The sequence below is a fragment of the Ideonella sp. P3_A4 genome (assembly GCF_056403075.1).
The window spans coordinates 1-7,498 of sequence record NZ_JBFUGE010000297.1 but is presented as its reverse complement, the minus strand read 5'-3'; the positions used below and the strand labels follow the sequence as shown (position 1 = coordinate 7,498).

The window sequence follows — 7,498 nt, the reverse complement described above, 5'->3', positions numbered from 1 at the left end:
ACCCAGCACGTAGCGCAACTGCAGCAGGTCATCGTCCTGCGACACGGCCGGTTCAGGGTCCGCCGCCACGATCACCCAGCCGGCGGCACCGGCCGCCGCACGGTAGGCCTGCATCAGCGCACGGCTCGAGCTGTAGCCCCGGTCTGACGTCGCGTTGACGATCAGCACCGGCCACTCACGCGTGGCGTCGAAACCCGGGGGCAGCACCACGGTGACCAGCGCCTGCTCGACCTTGGTCGGCGAGCCACCCCTCCCCGCCAGCTGGCGCCATTCGGCCGACAAGCCGACGCGCTGCTCCACAGGTTCGCCGGGCGACGGGTCGGCCTGTGCTGGCCATGCGCTCAGCCAGGCCACCGCCAGCCATCCAACGAAAAGGTGCTTCAACCCCAGCATGCGCGGATTCTCGCTGTACGGCGATGGCCCAAAATCGGCACATGCCACGTTACTTCCGCCTCGTCCTGGTCCTGCTCTTTCTCGCCTTGCTGTGGGCGGTGTTCGAATTCTCCGGCCTGCGGGGGCACTTCACGCTGCAGTTCCTGCACGACAGCTTCGAGCACCACCCGTGGACCGGGCTGCTGATCTTCGCGGGGCTGTTCACGCTCGGCAACCTGATCCAGATCCCGGGCTGGCTGTTCCTCGTCGCTGCGCTGCTGGCGCTGGGCAGGTTCTGGGGCGGGCTGGCAACGTATGCGGTCGCCTGCATCTCGTGCTGCATCACGTTCTGGGTCATCCGCCTGCTCGGTGCCGATGCGCTGCGCAAGCTCAAGGGGCGGCTGGCCCAGAAGCTGTTCGCGCGGCTCGATGCGCACCCGGTGCAAAGCGTGCTGCTGACGCGCCTGGCCTTTCAGACCGCGCCTGCGCTGAACGTCGCGCTGGCCTTGTCCGGCGTGCGCTTTCGCCCCTATGTGCTGGGCACCGTGCTGGGTCTGCCGCTGCCGATCGCGCTGTTCAGCGTCTTCTTCGATTCGCTGGCCCGCGCGATGCACTGGTCGCTGGCCTGACGGCATCGGATCACGCCGCCGGGCGCTGCGTCAACGCGCGCCGGGTCGCCGCCAGCGGTGCCTGCTCGTCGAAGCGCACGCTGTCGCCTTCGGCGTAAACACCGAGCTTCGTCCACAGACCCGGTAGGTCGACCGGGTGCGGCGCGCTCTTCATCTGGCCATACAACTCCTGCAACACCGGCAGGCCGACGGCCTTGTCGCCGATCACCAGCAACGGCGGCAGTGTCGAATCGGCCTCCATGTTGCCGTGGGCCATGATGGCGCGCAGCGCGTGCTGCAGGCCCAGCCGGTTGCCGGTGCGCTGGCGGATCTCGACATCGGCCAGCAGGCAGAACATCGCACCGCCCCAATAGGTGCGGCCCCACGTCGGCGTCTCGTCCAGCCCGCGGTCACCGGCTTTCGGCAGGCCTTGCGGCATGTCGCGCAACATGTCGGCCCAGGGCTGCTCGACTGGCAACACACCGGCCTGCACCCGCGCCAGCGGCTCAACATAGGTGGCCATGCCCTCTTCGAACCAATGCTGGGCTTGCGGCAGCGAGGGCAACGCGAGATGGCTCATCTCGTGGACCAGCACCCAGTCATCGGCCAAGTCGGCCGCCGTGGCCCGCTCAGACAGCGTCAGCTTGATTGCGGAACCGCGGTGCGCAAAGGCCGAACCACCGCGCACGGCCTTGCCCGGCTGGGCCGTGAACAGCAGCAGCACGCGCGTGTCGCGCGCCGGGAAGCGGCCAAAGTAGGTCGCCACCGAAGTGGCCGACTGCCGCACATAGGCCAGGATGCGGTCGCGCGACAGTGCCGGCGTGCCGGGCCCGAAGACCACGCGCAGCCGCCCACCTTCGACATCGACCGGCTCGAACTTTGCGCGGTCGAACTCGTCATAGGGCATGCTGGGGCTGTCGAAGCGGTGGGCGTCTTCGTCAGCGGCAAGGGCCCAGCCGGGCCAGGCACCGGCGGCCAACCATGCACCGGTGCTCACCATCCATGCGCGCTTGTCCATTGCCTGCACAGCCCCCATGACACGGCCCTTTCAGTCAAAACATCTATCAAGGAGACTGCTCATGCTGCTCGAAGGTTCCTGCCACTGTCGTGCCGTGCGATTCAGCGTCGAGTCGCGGTCCGCGGTGCCGTTCATGCGCTGCTACTGCTCGATCTGCCGCAAGACGGCCGGCAGCGGTGGCTTCGCCATCAACCTGGGCGCCGAMWTCGCGACGCTGAAGGTGCAGGGGCAGGAGCACCTGTCGGTCTACCGCGCGATCATGGAAGACGGCCACGAAAGCACCGGCCAGCGGCATTTCTGCAAGCGCTGCGGCACGGCGTTGTGGCTGTGGGATCCGACTTGGCCAGAGCTCGTGCACCCGCACGCTGGCGCAGTCGACACGCCGTTGCCGACCCCACCTTCGGTGACGCACATGATGCTCGGCTCGAAGCCCGACTGGGTCGAAGCGAACATCGGTGACGACGACCGCGAGTTCGACGAGTACCCGGACGAATCGCTGGCCGAGTGGCACCAGCGGCACGGGCTGGCGCGCTAGACGGCCCGCGTTACAGGGCCACCAGCACCTTGGCGTTGGCGCCGGCTTCGACGCGCTCGTGCGCGCGGGCGATGTCGGCCAATGGGAAGATCGCCAGCTCAGGGTGGCGCAACGCACCCCGCTGCAGCAAGCCCGTCGCCGTGTCGATCGCCTCGCGCAGTGCCGCTTCCGGCAGCAGGTAAACGATGAAGAAGTAGAGCCGGATGAAGCGCGAGATCAGTGGCCGGAACGGCAATTCGATCGTCGGCGAGTTGGAACCATAGACCACGGCCTGGCCGCCGAAGCGCAGCACATTGGCGTAGTGGCGGGCGTTGCCGGCCACATCGACCTCGATCACCGCATCGGCGCCCTCGCCTTGCGTCAGCGCACGCACCTCAGCCCCGAGGTCGCCGGTCTTGTAGTTGATCGCCGCGACAGCCCCCAGCGAACGCGCCAATGCCGCCTTCTCGTCGCTGCTGACGATGGCGATGGGCCGGCCACCGGCCAGCGCCACCAGCTGGGTCACGTAGGCGCCCACGGCCCCAGCCGCTCCAGGCACCAGCACGGTCTTGTTCAACAGCGTGCCCAGCGACAACACCGCGTGAACGGCCGTCAGCAGCGGAATGCCGATCGAAGCGCCCACCTCTAGCGAAACGCCGTCGGGCAATGCCACCGCCTGCCGTGTCGGCAGTGCGACGAATTCCGCCGCGGTGCCCATCGCCCGGCCCCATTGGCCGTTGAAGAGCCAGACACGCTCGCCCACGCGCCCGGGCTCGACGCCCTCACCCATGGCGACGATCTCGCCGGCGCCATCGCTGTGCGGCACGACGAACGGGTGATCCATCGGCGCACCGCCCAAGCCCGCGCGGCCCTTGACATCGGACGGGTTGACGCCCGAGAACGCCACCCTCACCAGCACCTCGCCGGGGCCTGGCGCCGGCTTCGGCAGTTCATCGATGGACAGCACGTCGGCGGCCCGGCCTTTGGTGCGATAGACAGCAGCTTTCATGGAGGCGAAGCGTAGACCGAGGCGGGAACGCCGCCAAGCCCGCGATCAGCCAACGCAGCCTTGCCGGCCGCGCAACAATCAGTCGGCCGGACGCAGCATCCTGGCGCCCAGCGCTTCAGCGACCTCGATGCCGTCGACGCCGGCCGACATGATGCCGCCCGCGTAACCCGCACCTTCGCCGGCCGGGTACAGCCCTGCGACGTTCACGCTCTGGTAGTCCTTGCCGCGCGGGATGCGCAGCGGAGATGAGGTGCGCGTCTCCACCCCGGTCAGCACTGCGTCGTGCATCGCAAAGCCGCGGATCTGCTTGTCGAAGGCCGGCAGCGCCTCGCGGATCGCCGCCAGTGCGTAGTCCGGCAGGCTGCCGCGGCCTGGCTCGGCCAGGTCGGTCAGGTGCACGCCGGGCTTGTACGAGGGCAGCACGCTGCCGAACTCGCGTGCCACCGTATCGCCACGCCGGCCGGCGATGAAATCACCGACCAGTTCGCCAGGAGCGAGGTAGTCGCCGCCGCCCAGTTCGTAGGCGCGTGACTCCCAGATCCGTTGGAAGGCCATGCCGTCCAGCGGCGAGACCGGGCCTGAGGCCAATCCGTCTTGCCGATAGTCCTGCGGCGAGATACCGACGACGATGCCGGCGTTCGCGTTGCGCTCATTGCGCGAGTACTGGCTCATGCCGTTGGTGACGACGCGCATCGGCTCAGACGTCGCCGCCACCACCGTGCCGCCCGGGCACATGCAGAAGCTGTAGACCGAACGGCCGTTGCTCGCGTGGTGCACGAGCTTGTAGTCAGCCGCGCCGAGGATCGGATTTCCGGCGTTCGGGCCGAAGCGGGCCTTGTCGATCACGCTTTGCGGGTGCTCGATGCGGTAGCCGATCGAGAACGGCTTGGCCTCCATCGCCACACCGCGTTGGTACAGCATCGTGAAGGTGTCGCGCGCGCTGTGGCCCAGCGCCAGCACGACGTGGTCGGCATCGAGCTGCTCGCCGCTGGCCAGCGTCAGCCCGCGAACAGCGCCACCTTCGATGCGGATGTCGATCACCCGCTGCTGGAAGCGGATCTCGCCGCCCAGCGCCTCGATGTCGGCCCGCATCTTCTCGATCATGCTGACCAGGCGGAAGGTGCCGATGTGCGGCTTGCTGACGTAGAGGATCTCGTCCGGCGCGCCGGCCTTGACGAACTCGGTCAGCACCTTGCGCGTCAGGTGGCGCGGGTCGCTGATCTGGCTCCAGAGCTTGCCGTCCGAGAACGTGCCGGCACCGCCCTCGCCGAACTGCACGTTCGATTCGGGGTTCAGCTCGCTCTTGCGCCACAGGCCCCAGGTGTCCTTGGTGCGTTCGCGGACCTGCTTGCCGCGCTCGAGCACGATCGGCCGCAAGCCCATCTGCGCCAGCACCAGCGCCGCGAACAGGCCACACGGCCCGAAACCCACCACCACCGGCCGTGGCCGCTGCGTGGCGTAGAAATCGGCCGGCGCCAAGCCCATCAGCTTGTAACGGGTGTCCGGGCTGGGTTTGATGTGGCTGTCGCCGGCATGGCGGGCCAGCACTTCGGCCTCGTCCAGCCCTTCAGCGAGCTGGCAATCGACGGTGTAGATCAACACCATCGCGGTCTTCTTGCGCGCGTCGTAGGCGCGGCGGAAAACCGTGAAATCAGCGAGCTGCTCGTCGCGCAGCTTCAGCCGGGCAACGACAGCCGGGCGCAGCGCCGTTGGCTCATGGTCCAGCGGCAGGCGCAGTTCGGTGATGCGGATCATGGAAAGAACAGGCCACTGCCCACACAGCGCTGCCCGTCAAAGTGATGTGTGCGCCCGGCGCTCCGCAGGAGCCGCCGTCTTCAAGTGGCGTGCGCGGATCCGGCTTTGCCGGTCCGCTGCGCGAGCCCCCTCGGGGGGCAGGCCCCGGAAGGGGCCGTGGGGGCCCTACTTCCGCCGTGGGGGCGTTCTTTCAGCCGCCCTTATGCGGACGCTTGCCCGGGTTCTTCTTGCTGCGGGTGTGCGAGCCGCGTTCCAGGCTGATCTTCTGGCCCTTGCCGGCCGTGAAGGTGACGCCGGTCGGGGCGGCGGGACGCGGGGTGGCTTGGCGGTCGGCTTCGGTGATGATCTTGTTGCCCATGGAATGCTCCGGTCGGTGGGTGGGATGAGGTGAAGGGCGAGATTATCAACGCTCGCGGCTACCATCACGACCTGCGCATTTGCCGATCACCCACAACTTTGGAGGAACTTATGGCCAAAGGCATTCAAACCGCGAACAAGATGACCAAGAAACCGAAGAAGGACGCCGCGCCCGTCAAGGCCGCCGGTTCCGACCGCCCGGTGCCGCCGATGACCGCGGTGTTGCCCAAGGGCAAGCTGAAGAACAAACCCGGCTGACATCCGAAGCTGCGGGGCCCTCAGCCCCGCAGCTTCCCAATCAAACGGCCATGATTGAGACCGCCTTGGTGACGAGGTAGGCCTCCATCGCCTCGGGGCCGCCTTCCGAGCCGTAGCCCGAATCCTTCACGCCGCCGAACGGCATCTCGGCCACCGGCGCGGCCGGCTGGTTGATCCACAGCATGCCCACTTCCAGTCGATGCGACAGCTGGTGGGCGGTCTTGATCGAGCGGGTGAAAGCGTAGGCGGCCAGGCCGAACGGCAGGCGGTTCGCCTCGGCGATCGCCTCGTCCAGCGTGTCGAACGGGCGAACCGCCGCCACCGGGCCGAAGGGCTCGTTGTTGAACACGTCGGCTTCCAGCGGCACATCGGTCAGCACCGTGGGCGCAAAGAAGTTGCCGGCGCTGCCGACGCGCTCGCCGCCGATGGCCACCGTCGCGCCCTTGGCGCGGGCGTCGTCGATCACCTTGGTCATCGCGCTCAGCCGGCGGGCATTGGCCAGCGGGCCGATCGTCGTGCCTTCGGCCAGGCCGTCGCCTTGCTTCAGCCCGGCGGCATGCTTGACCAGCGCCTGGGCGAACTCGTCCTTCAGGCTACGGTGGACCAGGAAGCGAGTCGGCGAGATGCAGACCTGGCCCGCGTTGCGGAACTTCAGGCCACCGGCGGCCTTGACCGCCAGTGCAACGTCAGCGTCTTCAGCCACGATCACCGGCGCGTGGCCGCCCAGTTCCATCGTCACGCGCTTCATGTGGCGGCCGGCCAGCGCGGCCAACTCCTTGCCGATCGGCGTCGAGCCGGTGAAGGTGACCTTGCGGATGATCGGGTGCGGGATCAGGTAGCCCGAGATCTCGGCCGGGTTGCCAAACACCAGGCCGATCACGCCGGCCGGGATGCCGGCATCGACAAAGGCCGCCAGCAGCGCCGCCGGTGAAGCCGGGGTTTCCTCAGGCGCCTTGACCAGGAACGAGCAGCCGCTGGCCAGCGCCGCGCCCAGCTTGCGCACGATCTGGTTGATCGGGAAGTTCCACGGCGTGAACGCCGCCACCGGGCCGACCGGCTCCTTCAGGACCAGCTGCTGCGCCGCCAGGTTGCGCGACGGCACGATGCGGCCGTAGGTGCGGCGGCCTTCGTCGGCGAACCATTCGATGATGTCGGCGCCTGAAAGCACCTCGCCGCGCGCTTCAGCCAGCGGCTTGCCCTGCTCCTGCGTCATCAGGCGGGCGATGGTGTCGGCGCGCTCGCGCACCAGGCCGGCGGCACGGCGCATGATCGCGGCGCGCTCGTGCGCCGGCGTGTTGCGCCAGGTCTCGAAGCCACGCTGCGTGGCGGCCAGCGCGCGGTCCAGGTCGGCGAGGCCGGCGTACGCCACCTTGCCGATCGGCGCGCCGGTGGCCGGGTTCAGCACGTCCAGCGTCTTGCCGCTGGCCGCGTCGACCCATTGGTTGTCGATCAGCAGTCGGGTGTCGGGGTAGGAAGTCGTCATGTTCAGCTCGGTTGGTCGCGTGTCGCAACCGGCATTCTCGGTTGCGACGGCGATTCGAGCTGTCACCCGCGCGGCTGCCCCTCGGCCGCGTACGGGTGTGGGAGGCTGCGGGTCAGGCCAGCGC

The 7,498-nt window shown here is 68.4% G+C and carries 9 protein-coding genes; 3 read left to right on the top strand and 6 right to left on the bottom strand.

Annotation, left to right across the window (positions count from 1 at the left end; genetic code table 11):
* On the bottom strand, positions 1-393 hold a 393-nt coding region (locus AC1DYI_RS21900), incomplete at its 3' end, for a hypothetical protein (protein ID WP_477206247.1).
* Positions 394-434: 41 nt separating this feature from the next.
* On the opposite strand from AC1DYI_RS21900, the gene AC1DYI_RS21895 reads away from it, so the two are divergent.
* Positions 435-1,001 (top strand): TVP38/TMEM64 family protein, encoded by a 567-nt coding sequence (locus AC1DYI_RS21895; protein ID WP_477206246.1) that lies wholly within the window; start codon positions 435-437, stop codon positions 999-1,001.
* A 10-nt stretch (positions 1,002-1,011) separates the two neighbouring features.
* Here AC1DYI_RS21895 and AC1DYI_RS21890 read toward each other — a convergent pair whose 3' ends face one another.
* Complete coding sequence (locus tag AC1DYI_RS21890; RefSeq protein ID WP_477206245.1) at positions 1,012-2,016, bottom strand: hypothetical protein; 1,005 nt, start codon at positions 2,014-2,016, stop codon at positions 1,012-1,014.
* Between the two features lie 43 nt (positions 2,017-2,059).
* On the opposite strand from AC1DYI_RS21890, the gene AC1DYI_RS21885 reads away from it, so the two are divergent.
* Positions 2,060-2,533 (top strand): GFA family protein, encoded by a 474-nt coding sequence (locus AC1DYI_RS21885; RefSeq protein ID WP_477206244.1) that lies wholly within the window; start codon positions 2,060-2,062, stop codon positions 2,531-2,533.
* 10 nt (positions 2,534-2,543) lie between these two features.
* Here the strand turns inward: AC1DYI_RS21885 and AC1DYI_RS21880 are convergent, their stop codons facing one another.
* The 3 genes from AC1DYI_RS21880 to AC1DYI_RS21870 form a co-directional block, all read right to left on the bottom strand.
* Positions 2,544-3,521, bottom strand: coding sequence for an NADPH:quinone reductase (locus tag AC1DYI_RS21880; protein WP_477206243.1), 978 nt, complete (start codon positions 3,519-3,521; stop codon positions 2,544-2,546).
* Positions 3,522-3,599: 78 nt separating this feature from the next.
* On the bottom strand, positions 3,600-5,276 hold the full coding sequence (locus AC1DYI_RS21875; protein WP_477206242.1) for an NAD(P)/FAD-dependent oxidoreductase: 1,677 nt from the start codon (positions 5,274-5,276) through the stop codon (positions 3,600-3,602).
* A 190-nt stretch (positions 5,277-5,466) separates the two neighbouring features.
* Positions 5,467-5,634 (bottom strand): hypothetical protein, encoded by a 168-nt coding sequence (locus AC1DYI_RS21870; protein ID WP_477206241.1) that lies wholly within the window; start codon positions 5,632-5,634, stop codon positions 5,467-5,469.
* Positions 5,635-5,663: 29 nt separating this feature from the next.
* Here AC1DYI_RS21870 and AC1DYI_RS21865 point away from each other — a divergent pair, with 29 nt between their 5' ends.
* Positions 5,664-5,891, top strand: a complete 228-nt coding sequence (locus tag AC1DYI_RS21865; RefSeq protein ID WP_477206240.1) for a hypothetical protein — start codon at positions 5,664-5,666, stop codon at positions 5,889-5,891.
* Between the two features lie 40 nt (positions 5,892-5,931).
* Here the strand turns inward: AC1DYI_RS21865 and AC1DYI_RS21860 are convergent, their stop codons facing one another.
* Positions 5,932-7,374 (bottom strand): NAD-dependent succinate-semialdehyde dehydrogenase, encoded by a 1,443-nt coding sequence (locus AC1DYI_RS21860; RefSeq protein ID WP_477206239.1) that lies wholly within the window; start codon positions 7,372-7,374, stop codon positions 5,932-5,934.
* Positions 7,375-7,498: the final 124 nt, after the last annotated feature.